A 16,234-nucleotide genomic window follows, 5' to 3' on the forward strand; every position below is an offset into this window, starting at 1 on the left:
CGGATCACCCGTCGTGGGCGAACGGTGCGACCCGGCCCCGGCAGCGGTCCGGCTCTCCCGGGCCGAGCCCCCGCTCACCCCGGACGAGGGGTGCCCGCGGTGCCGGAGAGCGCGACGGTGTGGGGGTCCGGGCTCCGGCCCGGCGCGCCGTGAGGAGGTCGGCCGTGGGGGCAGGGAGGCCGATGGCGCGGGCCTCGGACCGGATCGAGCAGCTGGCCCGCGTCCTGCTGGTCTGCGCCCTGGCGCTGACGTTCCCCGTCACCCTGCTCGTGGCGTCGACGACCCACGCCCGCGCCCTCGCCGAGGGGAGAGCGCAGTCGCTCGAGCGGCACCAGGTCGACGCCGTGCTCGTCGGGGAGCCGGTCGCCGGCCCGGCCGACGCGCCCCGCACCCCCCGTGCGACCGCCGTGTGGCGCGGGCCCTCGGGAGCCGAGCACACGGGCCTCGTCCCCGTCCCCGACGGCACCGCGGCCGGTGCGACCGTCCCCGTCTGGGTGGACCGCGCCGGCGACCTCACCACCCGCCCGCTCGACGAGGACGGCGCCGCGGGGCAGGCCGCCGGGATGGCCGTGGGGACGTTCCTGCTGGTGCCGGCCCTCGCGCTCGGGGTCCACGTCGTCCTGCGGGCGGCCCTCGACCGCAGCCGGCTCCGCCGCTGGGCGGCCGACTGGGCCGTCGTCGAGCCCCTCTGGGCGCGCCGGCAGCCCTGAGGCTCAGCGGGGGGCCGTGCCGTACGACTGCAGGAACAGCGCCTCGGCCAGCGCCATGTCGGCGATCTCCTGCGGCGCCACGCTCTCGTTGGGGGCGTGGATCGACGACAGCGGCTCCTCGACGCCGATGAGGAGGAGCTCCGCCGCCGGGTAGGTGGCCGCGAGGACGCCGCAGAGCGGGATGGACCCGCCCTGCCCCAGCTCGACCGGCGGGACCCCGTAGGCGGCGTGCAGGGCCGCGGTCATGGCGCGGTGGGCCGGGCCGCCGGTGGCCGGGCGGCACGCCTCACCGGCCGACTCGACCTGCGCGGTGACCCGGACCCCCCAGGGGGCCGCCCGGTGCAGGTGGCGGACCAGGGCCTCGCCGGCCGGCCGGGCGGCGACGCCCGGCGGGATGCGCAGCTCGATCCGCGCACCGGCCCGGGGGACGACGGCCGCGGCCGACCCGACCACCGGCGGGCAGTCGATGCCGAGGACGGTGACCGCCGGGCGGGCCCAGAGCGCGTCGGCGACGGTCCCCCCGCCCAGCAGCGAGACCCCGTCCAGCACGCCGGCGTCCTGCCGGAACTGCTCGTCCGGGTAGGGCGCACCGGACCACTCCCCGGTGGCGGGCAGGCCGTCGACGGTGGTGGCGCCCCGTTCGTCGCGCAGGGTCGCCAGCATGCCGACCAGCGCGGCCAGGGCGTCGGGGGCGGCTCCGCCGAACACCCCCGAGTGCACCGCGGAGGTGAGCGCCTCGACCGTCACGACGACGTGGACGGTGCCCCGCAGGCTGACCGTGAGGGCGGGCTCGCCGACGGCGGCGTTGCCGGTGTCGGCCACCACGACCGCGTCGGCCCGCAGCAGGTCGGCGTGCTCGGGGACGAACGCCTCGAGCCCCCCGGTGCCCTGCTCCTCGGAGCCCTCGACGACGACCGTGAGGTGCACCGGCAGCGCGCTGCCGAGCGCCCGCAGGGCGGTGAGGTGCACCAGGACGTTGCCCTTGCAGTCGGCCGCGCCCCGGCCGTACCAGCGACCGTCCACCTCGGTGAGCGAGAACGGCGGCGTGCGCCAGGCGTCCTCGCGCTGCGGCGGCTGGACGTCGTAGTGCGCGTACAGCAGCACGGTCGGGGCGTCCTGGTCGCCGCAGCGCCGCGTCCCGATCACCGCGCTGCTGCCGTCGGGGGTCGGCGCCAGCCGCACGTCGGGGAAGCCGACGCCGGCGAACCGGTCGGCCACCCACCGCGCCGCCCGGAGGCACTCCTGCGGCGGGTACTGCCGCGGGTCGGCCACCGACGGGATGGCGACGAGCTCGGCGAGCTCCCGGCGGGCCTGCGGCATCAGCTCGGCGACCCGGGTACGCAGGACCGCCGCGTCCGCGCCTGACCGCACGGGGGGCACCCGGTCAGACCCTGACCAGGGGCTGGAAGGGGTGGATCTCGCCCTTGTCCCGGTGCACGAGCCCCCAGGAGCCGTCCGGGACCTCGTGCCACGCCCCCGGGAGCTCGCGCAGCGGCTCGGAGACGACGAAGCGGGTGTCGGGGCCCAGCTGCTGCAGGGCCTCCAGCTCCGGGTGCAGCTGCCGCACCTGGGCCACGTCGGTGGAGTAGTACAGCGAGCTCGTCTCCCCCTCGCTCGAGTACCGGAACACCCAGATCGACTCGCCGTCGGTGGTGGCCACCGTCATGTGCACGGGGTACGCGACCCCGTGCCGGTGGCCGACCTCCTCGACCAGCGCGACGGCCCGCGCGACTGCGGTGGGTGGGTCGTCCTCGAGCCCGAAGGTCAGCGCCAGGAAGAACAGCGTCTCGGTGTCCGTCGACCCCTCGATCTGCGGGTACAGCGCGGGGTCGACCGCCATCACCAGGTCGCGCTTGAGCGTGCCGAACTCGGCGAGCGACCCGTTGTGCATCCACAGCCACCGGCCGTGCCGGAAGGGGTGGCAGTTGCTGCGCTGCACCGGCGTGCCGCTGGAGGCGCGGATGTGCGCGAACAGCAGCGGCGTCCGGATCTGCGAGGCGATCTCGCGCAGGTCCCGGTCGTTCCACGCCGGGTGGGTGCTCTTGTAGACCGCCGGTTCCGCCCGGTCGCCGTACCAGCCGATGCCGACGCCGTCACCGTTGGTGGTGAACCCGCCCAGCTTGGCGTGCAGGCTCTGGTCGATGAGCGAGTGGACCGGCCGGTACAGCAGCTCCTCAACCAGGATCGGGTCACCCGAGTAGGCCATCCACCTGCACATCGTCGCCTCCGGTGCGCTCGTCAGGTCAGTCCGTCCATCAGCGCACACCGGGCCGGGCGGCACCTCACCCGATCCGGGTCCCTCTGCGCCGCGCGCTCAGCCCCCGGAGCCCGCCGTGCTGCCGTAGCGGAGGTGCAGGTCGGCGAGGACCTCCAGGTCGAACAGGCCGCCGTTGTCTATCCGGTTGTCGTAGTTCTCGCTGCCCAGGAAGAGGTCCAGCCGGCGCTGGACGGCGGGGTCCCAGCTGCCGTCGACCGCACCGTCGAAGAAGCCCCTGGCCACCATCAGCCGCTTGAGCTCGCGCGCCAGCTCGGGCCCGATGGGCACCAGGTCCGCCGGGTCGCTGGGGAACCAGGCGAGCCGGTGCAGCGCGTAGCACCGGGACAGCTCCTCGATCGGCCGCGGGTGGTCGTAGACGGAGATCACCACGTGCCGGTCGTCCAGCCCGCCGTACCCGCCGTCGCGCCGGAGCACGAGCAGCGCGGCCGACTGCTGACCCCGGATGTCACCGCCGGCCCGTTCACCGGCGTCGAGCGCCGCCACGAGCCGTTCGGCGAGCGGACCACCCGTGTCCTCGAACGTCGTGACCATGGCCTCGACCACCCCCGCACCCGCCAGCCCGTTGCCGAGGGCGACGCAGGCGCGACCCGTGGCGCTGCCCGACCACCCGGCCCAGGTGTGCAGGTCGTCCCCGGTGTAGGCGGCCCCGGTGCCCGTCGGGTCGAGCAGCGCGAACTGCCGCTTCGTGCGGTGCTCGTCGTCGTTGAGCAGCACCTCCAGCGCCTGGCCGGGCGTGGCACCCGAGCGCAGCAGGGCCAGGCCGGCCGAGCCGTGCCGCGGGTTGCCGAAGGCCTGCGTCGCGACGACACCGACGTCCGCCTCCCCGTGGGGGACGAGGCTCCCGACACCCGGGAACTTCGACTGCACGGCAACCCCGACCGCGCCGTCGGCGGCGTCGCAGCCGAGGACGGAGTAGGTCATCGTCGTCCTCCCGGTCCCGGGGAGCCCTGAGCCTCGCCCGGGCCGGCGTCCGGCGGACCACCTCCGCCGGGTGAGTCACCCCTCCCCCTCGAGCCGCCAGGCCACCAGCCCGAACAGCACGCCCAGGGCGTTGGTCGCCCAGTGCGCGCCGGCGCTGGCGACCACGCTGCCGCTGCGCCGGCGGAGCTCGCCGAAGACGAGCCCCCCGACGGTGGTGAGCGCGACGGTGCCGGCGACGAGCACCGCGCTGCCCGCCCCGCCGACCGCCTCGGACACCCCGCGGTTGGTCGTGCCGACGCCGGCCGCCGGCAGCACGTGCCAGCAGCCGAACAGCACCGAGGTGCCCACCAGCACCTGCCACGGGCGCAGGTGCCGCGAGAACACCCCCCAGAGGACCGAGCGGAACGCCAGCTCCTCGAGGACCACGGTGCCCAGCGGGATGACGACGAACGCCGTGCGCAGCACGTCGGGCAGCGGGAGGTGGTAGCGGTCGTCCTGGAACGCCGGCCGGGTGAGCGGCAGCAGCACCGCGACGGCGTAGCCGCCGGCGACCACGCCGATCACACCGAGCGCCCACCGGCACCCGGCTCCCAGCCGGTCCCGGCCCAGCCCGAGCTGCGACCAGCTGAGGCCGTCCGACCGGGCCCAGACGACCAGGCCGGCGCCCTCCAGCGTCCGGACCCACCACGGCGGGTGCAGCGTGTGGTCGGTGACGTTGATCGCGGCGAGCACGGCCACGGCGGCGGCGGAGACCCGGCGGTCGTGGGTCAGCCGGGCGGCGGACGTCGTCACGCCGCTCCCCGCGCCGCGGCGGCCGGCACGGGTTCAGTCCCCGCCGATGAGCGACCGCAGGCGCTCGGTGTCGGCAGCGGTCCAGCCGGGTGGCTGCGCGACGGCGGCCCACCCGTCGACGTAGTCGGCCTCGTACCGGTGGCCGTGCCCGTCGGGCACCCCGGTGGCGAACACCAGGTCGGCGGTGACCTGCCAGAAGCTGACGACGGGGAGCCAGACCATGCTCGGCGAGACGTCCGGCGCGCGGTCCCCGGTCAGCCAGTCGGGGCGGTCCAGGACCAGCCGCGGCGACCACCAGACGATGGGGTCCGAGGCGTTCTGCAGGTACACGACCCGCGGGTCGCCCCAGGGCGCCGGTGGCCCGGTGAGGTCGGGCGCCTCGTCGGCGAACCGCACCGTGCGGCCCTCGTCGACGACCGGCAGCCACTCCGGCGACCCGTCGTCTCGGTCCTCGACGATCTCGCGGGTGAGCGCGTTGAAGTTGGGCGGCCCCGCCCACAGCACCCCGTCGGTGCGGTTCCCGATGTCGGCGAGGCCGCTGAAGGCGGCCTCCCCGCCGAAGGTGCCGAGGCTCTCCCCGAACACCAGCAGCCTCGGCCGGGCGTCCGCCGGCAGCTGCGCCCAGGCGCCGTAGACCGCGTCGAACAGCGCCCGCCCCGCGTCCCGCGCCTTCACCTGGTCGACGAGGAAGGACATCCAGCTGGGCAGGTAGGAGTACTGCAGCCCGACCATGGCGGTGTCGCCGTTGAACTCGTACTCCAGCGAGTCGCTGGCCGCCGGGTCCACCCACCCGGTCCCGGTCGTGGTCACCACCACCAGCACCGCGCGGTCGAGGCCGCCGGCCCGCTGCAGTTCGCGGACCGCGAGCGCGGCGCGGTCGCCGACGTCCCCGCCGGAGTCCAGCCCGACGTAGGCGCGGACCGGTGCCACGGCCGGCCGGCCGGAGAAGGCCGCCAGGTCCGCGGTCGTGGGCCCCAGGCCGACGAAGGCCCGGCCCTCGCGGCCCAGGTCCTCCCAGGGCACCAGGGACCCCGGGCTCCCCGACCGCTCGGGCCCGGTCGGGCGGACCGAGCCCTCCTTCGTGTCCCCGTTCGTCACGCTGAAGGCGGAGTTCATCCCCTCCACCAGGCCCTGGAAGAGGACCCCGTTGACCAGGAAGACGACCAGGACGGCGGCGCCCAGGACACCGAGGGCCCGGGCCAGCCGGCGGGGCAGGACGCGGCCGACCACCCGGGCGAGCCACCGGGCCAGCCGGCGGACGCCGCGGCCGACGGCGACGAGCAGCGCGGACAGCAGCACCGCCAGGACGACCACGCCGACCGACGACCACCCCGACGGCGGGTCCAGGCCCATCAGCTCGTGGACCTCGCGCTGCCAGCGCGCACCGAGCACCAGCATGCCGAGCAGGAGCAGCGGGCCGGCGACGGCCAGCACCTGCCAGGCGCGGCGGCGGGCGCCGGCGGACAGCCGGCCCTCGGTGGACTCTGCGACGAACCAGGCCACGGTGACCCCCACGCCGTACCCGATCGCCGCCGTGATGCCGGTGACCACGCCCTGGACGACCCAGCCCCGCGGCAGCAGGGACGGCGTCAACGAGCAGCAGCCGAGCACCAGCGCACCGACGGTGCCGCTCCAGGTGCCGCGGGGCAGCCGGGCCGGCCACCGACGCCGAGGGCCGTCCTGGGCCGGCGTGGGCGGCGGCAGATCGACGTCGGGACCCGCACCCGCCACTCCCGTCGCGGATCGCGCGGTCATGCCGGCCTCCGCTCGTCGGGTCAGGCGACGGTAGGCGCGACCGCGGCGGCCCGGCTCCTACCGCGAGGGTGAACCGCTGCCTCCCGCGGCGGCCCACCATCCCGCCATGGGGAGCGGAGCGCCGAGCAGCCGGTGGACGACCGGGGCCGGCAGCGCAGCCGACGTCGGTCTCGTGGTGGCGGCGGCACTGGCACCGGGCTCGTTCGCGCCGTCGCTGTCCGCGCGCAGCGCCGTCGACCAGGGGCTGGTGACCGGGCTGTCCACCGGCCTGCACCACCTCCTGACCGCGGGCGCCCAGGACGTGCTGCTGGGCACCGCCCGGTTCCTCTCCGGCGGAGCGGCGTCCCCGGCCGCCCGGGGCCGCGCCGCGATGGCGGTCGACGCTGCCGCCGTGCCGCTCGGGCTGGCCGTCCTCCGGGCCCTCCCGGCGCGGCCCGAGGACCCGCTGCGGGGCATCGCACGCCAGGCGGCGTGGCGGCTCGGCGCCACCGGCCTGAGCGGCGCCCTCCTCGGCGGGGCCCGGATCGGGGCGTCCGCGCTCGACGAGCGGCTGCGGCTGGGCGGACGGCTCGTCGCCGTCCCGCCCGCCGTGCCCGTCGGCCTCTGCCTCGCCTACCTGCTCGACCGGGTCCGCGCGGCCGAGCAGGAGGAGGTGCCGGACGCCCCCGAGGCGCCGTCGGCCCTGCGGTCCCTGGCGGTGGCGACGGCTGTCGTGGCCGCGCTGAGCGGCGCAGCGCACGGGGAGCACGCGGTCGTCGACGTGCTCGCCCACCGCCTGGCCGCGGTGCTGCCCGGGCCCCCGGAGCTCTGGCGCGGGACGGGGCACGCCGGCTTCCTCACCGTGCTCGGGCTGGGCACGTCCGCGGTCTGGCACCGCGCCATGCGCCGGATCGAGGCCGGGACGTCGGCCGACGTCCCGGTGCTCGAGCCGGGCGAGGCCGACCGGTGGGTGCCCGGGACGGTGAGCGGCGGCCCGGGGAGCGTCGTGCCCTGGGTCGGGCTGGGTCGCGAGGGACGCCGCTCCGCGCTCGCGTCCGTGCGGCCGGAGCCGGTCAGCCGCCCGGACGGCGTCCCGGACCTGTCGATCGCGACCGTCATGGGCGAGCCGGCCCGGGCCGCGCCGGTGCAGGTGTACGTCGGCCTGGACAGCGCACCGAGCGCCCGGGCGAGGGTCGACCTCGCGCTGGCGGAGATGGAGCGGACCGGCGCCTTCGACCGGCCGCTGCTGGTGCTCGTCTCTCCCACCGGCACCGGGTACGTCAACTACGTGGCGGTGGCCGCCCTGCAGTACCTGACGCTCGGCGAGGTCGCGACGGTCACGCTGCAGTACTCCCGGCGCCCGTCGCCGCTGTCGCTGGGCATGGTCCGGACGGCCCGTGAGCAGAACCGGCTGCTGTGGTTGCGCGTCCTCCAGCGCCTCCGCGAGCGACCCGGGCGGCGCCCCCGGGTCGTGCTGTTCGGCGAGAGCCTCGGCGCGCACACCAGCCAGGACGTCTTCCTGCACTGGGGCACCCTCGGCCTCGACGCGATGGGCATCGACCGGGCGCTGTGGCTCGGGACGCCGCACGGCAGCAAGTGGATGCGCCAGGTCACCCGCGGCCACCGGCTGGACGTGGACCAGCAGACCGTCGCGGTGGTCAACGACCACGCGCAGCTGACCGCGCTGGCCCGACGGCAGGCGGAGCCCCCGCGCTTCGTGCTGCTCAGCCACGACGACGACGGCGTGACGACGTTCGGCCTGGACCTGCTGTGGTCGCCGCCGGACTGGCTCGGCCCGCGGCGGCCCCGCCCGGAGCCGGCCGTCGACGGCGGCAGCCCCCGGGGCATCTCCCCGGCGATGCGCTGGCGACCGGTGACGACGTTCGTGCAGAACCTGGTCGACATGAAGAACGCCCAGCAGCCCGGCGCCTACCAGGCCCGCGGGCACGACTACCGGCCGGACCTGCCGCGCTTCCTCGTCGACGTGTACGGGCTGGACGTGACCCCGGCGCAGCTGGCCCGGGTGGAGGAGGCGCTGCAGCTGCGGGAGACGGTGCGCCAGCGCCTGTTCGACCGGCCGCCGGGCTGACCGCCGGTCACCCGGCGCCGTCCGGCGGGCCCGTTCCTCCGGATGGGGTGAGGACGGACGCCGGCGCGCTGCCGAGGCTGTGCGTCGACCACCCGCCCCACCCTGACCTCCAGGAGGAGCCATGACGCAGACCGCCCCGGACAACGCCCTCGGCCGGATCGCCGCCGGGGACGCCCCCGTCCTCGAGGAGCTGCTCGCGATGAACCTCGATGCCGCGGAGCGCTCGGGCCTCGACGCGGACACCTACCTCCTCGTCCGGCTGGCCGCGCTGGTCGCCATGGACGCCGCCCCCGTGTCCTACCTGATCACCCTGGGCGCCGCCGCGGAGACCGACCTCAGCGTGGAGCGGATCCAGGGCGTCCTGGTCGCGATCGCCCCCGTCGTCGGGAGCGCGCGGGTGACCGCGGCCGCCGGCGCCATCCTGCGCGGGGTCCTGGGCGCCGAGGCGCTGGCGGAGTCGGTCGTGCCGCAGCCGCGCTCCTCGTAGCCGGCCCCTCGTGCGGCGGCACCGACCCGGACAGGGGGTCACGTCGTGACCAGGACCGGTGCCGAGGGCGGCGCCACGGTGGCGAGGGCGGGCGCGCTCGTCCTGCCGTTGGCGCTCGCCCAGTTCATCGCCAGCTACGCGGCGTCGAACATGAACGTGGCGATCAGCACGATCGCCGACGACCTCGGCACCGACGTGACCGGGATCCAGACCACCATCACGCTGTTCACCCTCACGATGGCCGCCCTGATGATCCCGGGCAGCAAGCTGACCGACATCTGGGGCCGCAAGAGGTGCTTCGTCATCGGCCTGCTCGTCTACGCGGCCGGCGCCCTGCTGGCGTCGGTCTCGCAGGGGCTGGCGCTGCTGACCATCGGGTACTCGCTGCTCGAGGGGGTCGGCTCGGCGCTGCTCATCCCGCCGATCTACATCCTGATCACCGTCTACTTCGACGACCTGAAGCAGCGCGCCAAGTGGTTCGGCGTGGTCAGCGGCGCCGCCGGACTGGGGTCGGCCGCGGGCCCGCTGATCGGTGGCCTGATCACCAGCTACGTCAGCTGGCGGGCCTCGTTCCTGCTCCAGGTGGTCGTCGTCCTCTACATCGTGTTCCTGGCCCGCCGCATCGAGGACCCGCCGCTGCCCAGCACGCGCCCGGCGTTCGACCTGCTGGGCGCGGTGCTCTCGGCGGCCGGGCTCTTCCTCGTGGTCTACGGCATCCTGCAGACCAACACCTACGGCTGGGGCCTGTCCCGGGTGTGGCTGTACGTGGCGCTCGGGGTACTGGTCCTGGTGGCCTACTTCGTGCACGCCGCGGCCCGCGAGCGCGGCGGCCGGGCGCCGCTGTTCTCGGTGAGCCTCTTCCGCAACCGGACGTCGAACCTGGGCCTGCTCACCCAGAACGTCCAGTGGCTGGTGCTGCAGGGCGTGTTCTTCGTGATCTCGGTGTTCCTGCAGCAGGAACGCGGCTACTCCGCCATCCAGACCGGGCTGACCCTGGTCCCGGCCACCGTCGGGATCCTGCTGTCCTCGGCGATGGCCCAGCGGATGGCCAGCCGGCACCCGCAGCGGCTGCTGATCCGCGCCGGCTTCACCACCACCGTGGTCGGCATCGCCCTGCTGCTGCTGCTCGCCCGCGAGGACTCGGCGAACTGGACGTTCTGGCCCGGGCTGTTCCTCATGGGGTTCGGCGTGGGGACCATGCTGACCGCGTCGGTGAACGTGGTGCAGTCCGCCTGGCCCGAGGACGTCCAGGGCGACATCTCCGGGGTCTCCCGCAGCGTGTCCAACCTGGGGTCCTCGCTCGGCGTCGCCGTCGCCGGCTCGGTCCTCGTCGCGGCGACCGCCGGCGGCAGCGCCCCCTTCCTGACCGCGATCGTCGTCGTGGGCGGGTTCGCGGTGGTCGGCTGGGTCGCCGCCCTGCTCCTCCCCCACCAGCAGCACCCCGCGGACGAGGCCACGCCGGCGCGCTGACCTGGTCCGCACGTGCACCCGCGCCGCGGTCGGGAGTCCGACCGCGGCGCGGGGCCCGGTGAGCTGGCGGCCGGTGTCAGCGGGCCTTGAGCTCGCGCCCGTGGACGACGATCGCGTAGATGACGAGGACGTCCAGGGTGATCACGATCACCGACCACAGCGGGTACGCCGAGGCGAACAGCAGATGCAGCACCGCGCTCACGAAGGCGATGGTCACGCCCGCCATCCGGGCTGCCAGGTTCCCCATCAGGAGCCCGATGCCCACGAGCCCGGCGAGCAGGCCGAGGACGATGTGCACCCAGCCCCAGGTGTTGTAGTCGACGTCGACCACCAGGCCGCTCGAGCTGACGGCGTAGAAGCCGTCGTCGAACAGCGCCACCAGGCCCTCGATGACCTGGAACAGGCCCATCACGATCAGCATGACCGCGCCGAAGACCACCCAGCCGGCCCACGCTGTCCCTGCGTCGTCGTCGTACCGCGCGCCGGTCACTGCGGACCTGCGGTGCGAGGTGTCCGTCATCTGCCGTCCTCCTGGGTCGTGCCCCGGTCCCGGCGTCGCGTGCGCGGGCGACGGGCCGAGGTCCTGCGGTCGTGTCCTCGCAGCCTCGGCCGCCGCGGCGCAGGCGGCATCGTCCGCACGGTGTGACCCCGGCTCACAGGACCTTGCGGAACCACCGCCGGGCGCTGCCGTCCGGGCAGCCCTCCACGACGGCGACGGTCTCGTAGCCCAGCCGTCCGTAGAGGCCCGCTGCCACCAGGTCGTAGGCCTGCAGCAGCACGACGCCGCACCCGCGCCGCCGCGCCTCCGCCTCCGCCGCGGCCATCAGCGCGCGGGCCGTCCCCCGGCCCCGCAGCGGGGGGTCGACCCACATGGCCTGCAGCTCGCAGCACCGACCCCACACGAGCGCGGAGACCCCGGCGACCATCCGGGCGTGCTCGTCACGGGCGAGGACCGCGAACTCCCGCGCGTCCCCGGCGCCGGCGGCGGCCTCGACCGCCGCCTCGAGCAGCGCGAGGTCGTCAGGGTCCGGCGGGTCCTCCACCACGAGGCGGACGGGGCTGGGCACAGCGGACCGCCGCGCGCAGCCGTGGTCGTCGGCTCGAGGGCCGGGTCAGATGCCGAGGATCTTGGCCTTGGCGGCCGAGAACTCGTCGTCGGTGAGCGTGCCGGCGTCGTGCAGCTCGGCCAGCCGCTGGATCTGGTCGGCATCGGACCGGGGCTCCGGGACGGCGGCCACCGGCGGGGCGGGCGGGGCCTCCGGGGCCTGCTGCTCGTCGTAGCCGTCGTCCTCCGCGCCCTGCTCCTCCTGGTTCCGGCGGTGCTTGCCCGCGGCGTACGCCGCGCCCCCGACCATCAGCGCGCGGCGCCGGGCCCTCCGACGGACGATCCCCATGGGTTGCTCCTGACCTCGGGTCCGGGCCGCGCCGTGACGACGGGCTCGCACGGCGGCCGGGACGCCCCGATCCTGCGCCGGCCCCGGGCCACCCCGGATCACCCGGACAGGACGAGACCGCGAGCACGGGCGCACGACCGGCGGCGTCGGCGCCCGGCTCATCCCGACCAGGCGAGGTGGCAGCCGCGCGGTGGCGGGACGCTCGGGCTGACCGCCCCTGCCACCACGGGCGACCGGCGCCGACGAGGGCAGCCGGTCGCCGTCGATCGGAGAGACCATGACCATCGGACCGGTACAGCTCATCGTGCTCGGCTTCCCGGAGCCCGACTTCCACGGGGAGATCATCGAGGAGCTCGAGCGCCTCCGGCAGAACGACACGGTGCGGGTGATCGACGCACTGGCCGTCTACAAGAGCCCGGAGGGCGACCTGGAGGCGATGCACCTGAGCAACCTCTCCACGGACGAGGCGCGGGAGCTGGGCAGCAAGGTCGGGGCCCTGGTCGGTCTGGGCTTCGACGGCGAGGAGGGCGCGGAGGCCGGCGCAGCGGCCGGGGCCGAGGCGGCGGCCGACGGGATCTCGGCCTTCTCCGACGAGGACGCCTGGGACGTGCTGGAGGAGATCCCGAACGGCTCCGCGGCGGCGCTCGTGCTGCTCGAGCACCACTGGGCGGTCGGCCTGCGCGACGCGGTCGCGCGCGCCGGTGGCCACCGGGTCAGCGACGGGTTCATCAGCCCCCTCGACCTGATCGCGATCGGCCTGGTCTCCGCGGACGAGGCAGCGCAGCTGCACCAGGCGGAGATGGCCGGCTGAGACCTTCCGGCGACCACGGCACCAGGGAGGAGGACAGCATGTTCGGTTCACGCAGGGTCGCGCGGCGTACCGCGCGTCGGACGGCCCGACGGGTCGACCGCCGGCACTGATCGAGGCACCGGGGCACGGGGGCGACCGGGTCCCGCCGTCCGACCTGACCCTCGGCCGGCGGGACCCGTGTCGCCGTCCGTGGGCGGGGCCTACCGGCCCTCCGGCCCCCACTCGCGCTCCCGACCGGACTGCCAGGCGACCTGCCAGGCTGCGAGCGAGGAGACCAGGTCGGCGCAGACCCGGTCCAGGGACCAGGCGCGCCACGGACGCGACTCGAGCGCGTGCACCAGGGGCTCGACCCGGGGGTCGGCGTGGTCGGCGGGGTCGACCGGTCCCAGCCCGCCGACACGTGCGCCGGGCACGCCGGCCAGGAAGTGCGCCACCGAGTACCTGTCGAGCGCGCCGACCGCGCGCCGGGTCAGCATCCGTGCCGTCAGGCCCCGCCAGTCCATCGGCGCCAGGGCCTCGGCCACGACCGCGGCCCGCGGATCAGCCCACCATCCACCCACCGGGTGTCTCCTCACGTCGGTCGGCTGCAGGCTCGCGGGCTGAGCGGTCGCCGGACCCCTCGGGGCCTGAGCGGTCCTACCCAGCGCCCCGCCGGCACATGCGTCGCGGGCAGCGCATCGGGGCCGCTGCGGGATCGTCCCGTTCGGGCGATCTCCCGGAGCGCCGCAGCGCGGACGGTCGGGGCATGCAGCGCACCCTGCCCCCCGGTCTGCCGGCCCGCTCCGCCGTCCTCCCGGTCGCCGCCTGCCGGGACCCGGGCGGCTCCGCCTCCCCCGGTGCCGACGCGCTCGTCCCCGACCTCGAGGGCCTGACCGACGACCTGGGCCCGGCGTGCTGAACGCCGACCCCGACCCCTCCGCGGCGGCCGCGGGCCGCGGCAGGAAGCGGCACCCGCTGCTCGGCGCGCTCCTCCGGACGACGGTCACCGTGGTCGCCATCGTGGTCCTGTACTACCTGCTGCCGCTGCAGCACGGCTTCGGCCTGCGGACGGCGCTGTTCCTGCTGGGCGGGCTGGTGGTCGTCGGGGTGATCGTGACGTGGCAGGTCCTGCGGATCCTCGACTCACCGCACCCGGCGCTGCGCGCGGTCGAGGCCCTGGCGCTGAGCCTCACGCTGTTCCTCGTGCTCTTCGCCGCCGCCTACGTCGTCCTGGTGGGCGGTGACCCGGCGGCCTTCACCCAGCGGCTGGACCGGACGGACGTCCTGTACTTCGTGGTCACGGTCTTCACCACCGTCGGGTTCGGCGACATCGCACCGGTCAGCCAGGCCGCCCGCGTCATCACCACGCTGCAGATGGTCGGTGACCTGGTGCTCCTGGGCCTGGTCCTGCGGGTGGTGGTGAACGCCGTCCAGCTGAGCCGGCAGCGGGTCGGCACCACCGGGCTCCCGCTCGGCACCCGGCCGCCGTCCGGGCCCTCGGGGTGAGGTCGCGCCCTCCGTGGCGAGCGGCCACCCGGCTGTCCCGGGAACTCGTCCGGAAGGGGTGAGGCAGCCCGGTCGCCGGCAGCGGGAGGGTGGCGGCAGCCGGGCCGGTCGGCACTGCCCGCCGGCCGGCGCCGCCGCTCCGCCGACCGCTGAGGACGCGAGATGACCCAGACCACCCGGACCGGGACGACCCGGACCGAGACCGCGATCGCCGACCACGGCCTGATCGGGGACCTGCAGACCGCCGCCCTGGTCACGACCGACGGCTCCGTCGACTGGTTCTGCTGCCCGCGCTTCGACTCGCCCAGCGTGTTCGGCGCGCTGCTCGACGACGCGGAGGGCGGCCACTTCCGGATCCGGCCGGCCGGGGTGGAGTACACGACGAAGCAGATGTACCTGCCCGACACCGCGGTGCTGGTCACCCGGTTCTTCACCGAGTCCGGGGTCGGCCAGGTGCAGGACTTCATGCCGCCCGCCGGGAGCACCGCCACCGACCGCCACCGGCTGGTCCGGATGATCCAGTGCGTGCGCGGCCGGATGAGCTTCGAGATCGACGTGGCACCCCGCTTCGACTACGGCCGCCACCCGCACCGGGCGGAGCTGTCGGCGGACGGGGTGGTGTTCTCGGCCGACGGCGCGTCCCTGACGCTGCACGTCGTCCGGGAGCCCGGGGACGAGCAACGCGCGCGGGTGCAGGTGGAGGACCAGGACGTGCACGCGACCCTGGACCTGGTCGCCGGGGAGGTCCGGGGCGTCGTCCTGGAGTCCTCGGCGGACGGGCCGCCGCGGGCGGTCCGGGTCGCCGAGATCACCGACCTGCTGGACGGGACGATGGCGTTCTGGCGGTCCTGGCTGGCCGGCTCGACCTACACCGGCCGCTGGCGCGAGGCGGTGCAGCGGTCGGCGATCACGCTGAAGCTGATGACCTACGCGCCGACCGGCGGCATCGTGGCCGCACCGACCGCGGCGCTGCCCGAGCAGGTCGGCGGCGAGCGGAACTGGGACTACCGCTACACCTGGGTGCGCGACGCCTCGTTCTCCGTGCACGCCCTCCTCCGGCTGGGCCTGGTCGAGGAGGCAGCGGGCTTCCTGGTCTGGCTCGGCGACCGGATCCGGGAGCGGATCGGCAGCGACAGCGGCCCGATGAACATCATGTACCGCATCGACGGCTCCTCCGACCTCAAGGAGGACTCCCTCGAGCACTGGTCCGGCTACCGCGGATCGGCACCGGTGCGGATCGGGAACGGCGCGGCCGAGCAGCTGCAGCTCGACGTCTACGGCGAGGCGATGGACAGCCTCTACGCCGCGGCGCGCGCCGGGCTGCCGCTCCCCGCCCGCGGCTGGTCGGCGATCCGGTCCGTCCTGGACTGGCTCGTCGACAACTGGGACCAGCCCGAGGAGGGCATCTGGGAGACCCGCGGCGGCCGGCAGTCGTTCACCTACGGCCGGGTGATGTGCTGGGTGGCGTTCGACCGCGGCATCCGGATGTCGGTCGAGCACGGCCGCCCGGCACCGCTGGAGCGCTGGACGGCGGCCCGCGACGCGGTCTACACGCAGGTCATGGAGCAGGGCTTCCACGAGTCGCGGCAGGCGTTCGTCCAGCACTACGGCACCGACGTGCTGGACGCCGCGCTGCTGCGGATGCCCACCGTCGGGTTCGTCGACGGGCGTGACCCGCTGTGGCGGTCGACGCTGGCGGCGATGGACGAGGAGCTGGTCACCGACAGCCTGGTCTACCGGTACGACCCCGATGCCTCCCCGGACGGGCTGCGGGGTTCGGAGGGGACCTTCTCGCTGTGCAGCTACGCCTACGTCGACGCGCTGACCCGGGCCGGCCGGGTCGACGACGCGCGGTCGGCCTTCGAGAAGATGCTCACCTACGGCAACCACGTGGGCCTCTTCTCCGAGGAGATCGCCCTCACGGGCGAGCAGATCGGCAACTTCCCGCAGGCGTTCACCCACCTGGCGCTCATCGACGCCGCGGTCACGCTCGACGCGGCGCTCGACAACCACGGCCCGGTGCCCGGGCTCAGGTGACCCTGCCGCGGCGGCGCTCACCCCCG

17 protein-coding genes are annotated in these 16,234 nt (G+C 75.4%); 8 read left to right on the forward strand and 9 right to left on the reverse strand.

Annotated elements, in window-relative coordinates; translation table 11 throughout:
- Window positions 1-182 precede the first annotated feature (182 nt).
- On the forward strand, window positions 183-710 hold the full coding sequence (locus MODMU_RS27060; protein ID WP_014740795.1) for an Rv1733c family protein: 528 nt from the start codon (window positions 183-185) through the stop codon (window positions 708-710).
- Between the two features lie 3 nt (window positions 711-713).
- Here MODMU_RS27060 and MODMU_RS13335 read toward each other — a convergent pair whose 3' ends face one another.
- From MODMU_RS13335 to MODMU_RS13355, 5 genes are all read right to left on the reverse strand, one after another.
- On the reverse strand, window positions 714-2,081 hold the full coding sequence (locus MODMU_RS13335) for a dipeptidase (protein WP_231851842.1): 1,368 nt from the start codon (window positions 2,079-2,081) through the stop codon (window positions 714-716).
- Between the two features lie 13 nt (window positions 2,082-2,094).
- The gene (locus tag MODMU_RS13340; protein ID WP_014740797.1) at window positions 2,095-2,916 is read right to left on the reverse strand and encodes a class II glutamine amidotransferase; all 822 of its coding nucleotides are present in this window, start codon (window positions 2,914-2,916) and stop codon (window positions 2,095-2,097) included.
- A 108-nt stretch (window positions 2,917-3,024) separates the two neighbouring features.
- Entirely contained in the window at window positions 3,025-3,909 is an 885-nt protein-coding gene (locus MODMU_RS13345) for a DUF1028 domain-containing protein (protein WP_014740798.1), read from the reverse strand.
- A gap of 75 nt (window positions 3,910-3,984) precedes the next feature.
- Window positions 3,985-4,701, reverse strand: a complete 717-nt coding sequence (locus MODMU_RS13350) for a CPBP family intramembrane glutamic endopeptidase (RefSeq protein ID WP_014740799.1) — start codon at window positions 4,699-4,701, stop codon at window positions 3,985-3,987.
- A 33-nt stretch (window positions 4,702-4,734) separates the two neighbouring features.
- Window positions 4,735-6,456 (reverse strand): alpha/beta hydrolase, encoded by a 1,722-nt coding sequence (locus MODMU_RS13355; RefSeq protein WP_014740800.1) that lies wholly within the window; start codon window positions 6,454-6,456, stop codon window positions 4,735-4,737.
- A 106-nt stretch (window positions 6,457-6,562) separates the two neighbouring features.
- Here MODMU_RS13355 and MODMU_RS13360 point away from each other — a divergent pair, with 106 nt between their 5' ends.
- The 3 genes from MODMU_RS13360 (at window position 6,563) to MODMU_RS13370 (ending at window position 10,481) form a co-directional block, all read left to right on the forward strand.
- On the forward strand, window positions 6,563-8,524 hold the full coding sequence (locus tag MODMU_RS13360; protein WP_014740801.1) for an alpha/beta-hydrolase family protein: 1,962 nt from the start codon (window positions 6,563-6,565) through the stop codon (window positions 8,522-8,524).
- Between the two features lie 121 nt (window positions 8,525-8,645).
- Window positions 8,646-9,011, forward strand: coding sequence for a carboxymuconolactone decarboxylase family protein (locus MODMU_RS13365; RefSeq protein ID WP_014740802.1), 366 nt, complete (start codon window positions 8,646-8,648; stop codon window positions 9,009-9,011).
- 45 nt (window positions 9,012-9,056) lie between these two features.
- Complete coding sequence (locus MODMU_RS13370) at window positions 9,057-10,481, forward strand: MFS transporter (protein WP_014740803.1); 1,425 nt, start codon at window positions 9,057-9,059, stop codon at window positions 10,479-10,481.
- Window positions 10,482-10,557: 76 nt separating this feature from the next.
- On the opposite strand, the gene MODMU_RS13375 is transcribed toward MODMU_RS13370, so the two are convergent.
- The 3 genes from MODMU_RS13375 to MODMU_RS28110 all read right to left on the reverse strand — a co-directional run bounded on the left by MODMU_RS13375 (window position 10,558) and on the right by MODMU_RS28110 (window position 11,875).
- Entirely contained in the window at window positions 10,558-11,001 is a 444-nt protein-coding gene (locus tag MODMU_RS13375; RefSeq protein ID WP_014740804.1) for a DUF7144 family membrane protein, read from the reverse strand.
- A gap of 133 nt (window positions 11,002-11,134) precedes the next feature.
- The gene (locus tag MODMU_RS27065; RefSeq protein ID WP_051143986.1) at window positions 11,135-11,548 is read right to left on the reverse strand and encodes a GNAT family N-acetyltransferase; all 414 of its coding nucleotides are present in this window, start codon (window positions 11,546-11,548) and stop codon (window positions 11,135-11,137) included.
- Window positions 11,549-11,593: 45 nt separating this feature from the next.
- On the reverse strand, window positions 11,594-11,875 hold the full coding sequence (locus MODMU_RS28110) for an SHOCT domain-containing protein (protein ID WP_014740806.1): 282 nt from the start codon (window positions 11,873-11,875) through the stop codon (window positions 11,594-11,596).
- A gap of 277 nt (window positions 11,876-12,152) precedes the next feature.
- Here MODMU_RS28110 and MODMU_RS13390 point away from each other — a divergent pair, with 277 nt between their 5' ends.
- Complete coding sequence (locus tag MODMU_RS13390; RefSeq protein ID WP_014740807.1) at window positions 12,153-12,686, forward strand: hypothetical protein; 534 nt, start codon at window positions 12,153-12,155, stop codon at window positions 12,684-12,686.
- A 200-nt stretch (window positions 12,687-12,886) separates the two neighbouring features.
- Here MODMU_RS13390 and MODMU_RS27070 read toward each other — a convergent pair whose 3' ends face one another.
- A complete protein-coding gene (locus MODMU_RS27070; RefSeq protein WP_014740808.1) occupies window positions 12,887-13,246 on the reverse strand; it encodes a hypothetical protein in 360 nt (119 codons plus the stop codon).
- Window positions 13,247-13,431: 185 nt separating this feature from the next.
- Here MODMU_RS27070 and MODMU_RS29095 point away from each other — a divergent pair, with 185 nt between their 5' ends.
- The 3 genes from MODMU_RS29095 (at window position 13,432) to MODMU_RS13405 (ending at window position 16,208) form a co-directional block, all read left to right on the forward strand.
- The gene (locus MODMU_RS29095) at window positions 13,432-13,584 is read left to right on the forward strand and encodes a hypothetical protein (RefSeq protein WP_197537411.1); all 153 of its coding nucleotides are present in this window, start codon (window positions 13,432-13,434) and stop codon (window positions 13,582-13,584) included.
- Complete coding sequence (locus tag MODMU_RS13400; RefSeq protein ID WP_014740809.1) at window positions 13,578-14,171, forward strand: potassium channel family protein; 594 nt, start codon at window positions 13,578-13,580, stop codon at window positions 14,169-14,171. Before MODMU_RS29095 ends, MODMU_RS13400 begins: the two co-directional genes overlap by 7 nt.
- Before the next feature lie 162 nt (window positions 14,172-14,333).
- Window positions 14,334-16,208: a glycoside hydrolase family 15 protein gene (locus MODMU_RS13405; protein WP_014740810.1), complete on the forward strand. Its 1,875-nt coding sequence runs from the start codon at window positions 14,334-14,336 to the stop codon at window positions 16,206-16,208.
- The last annotated feature ends 26 nt before the right edge of the window (window positions 16,209-16,234 follow it).

It is taken from the genome of Modestobacter italicus (assembly GCF_000306785.1).
Taxonomy (GTDB): Bacteria; Actinomycetota; Actinomycetes; order Mycobacteriales; family Geodermatophilaceae; genus Modestobacter; species Modestobacter italicus.

Coding starts and splice junctions, on each gene's coding strand:
- MODMU_RS27060 (WP_014740795.1), top strand. CDS start 183: ATGGCGCGGGCCTCGGACCGGATCGAGCAGCTGGCCCGCGTCCTGCTG.
- MODMU_RS13340 (WP_014740797.1), bottom strand. CDS start 2,916: ATGGCCTACTCGGGTGACCCGATCCTGGTTGAGGAGCTGCTGTACCGG.
- MODMU_RS13345 (WP_014740798.1), bottom strand. CDS start 3,909: ATGACCTACTCCGTCCTCGGCTGCGACGCCGCCGACGGCGCGGTCGGG.
- MODMU_RS13355 (WP_014740800.1), bottom strand. CDS start 6,456: ATGACCGCGCGATCCGCGACGGGAGTGGCGGGTGCGGGTCCCGACGTC.
- MODMU_RS13360 (WP_014740801.1), top strand. CDS start 6,563: ATGGGGAGCGGAGCGCCGAGCAGCCGGTGGACGACCGGGGCCGGCAGC.
- MODMU_RS13365 (WP_014740802.1), top strand. CDS start 8,646: ATGACGCAGACCGCCCCGGACAACGCCCTCGGCCGGATCGCCGCCGGG.
- MODMU_RS13375 (WP_014740804.1), bottom strand. CDS start 11,001: ATGACGGACACCTCGCACCGCAGGTCCGCAGTGACCGGCGCGCGGTAC.
- MODMU_RS28110 (WP_014740806.1), bottom strand. CDS start 11,875: ATGGGGATCGTCCGTCGGAGGGCCCGGCGCCGCGCGCTGATGGTCGGG.
- MODMU_RS13390 (WP_014740807.1), top strand. CDS start 12,153: ATGACCATCGGACCGGTACAGCTCATCGTGCTCGGCTTCCCGGAGCCC.
- MODMU_RS29095 (WP_197537411.1), top strand. CDS start 13,432: ATGCAGCGCACCCTGCCCCCCGGTCTGCCGGCCCGCTCCGCCGTCCTC.
- MODMU_RS13405 (WP_014740810.1), top strand. CDS start 14,334: ATGACCCAGACCACCCGGACCGGGACGACCCGGACCGAGACCGCGATC.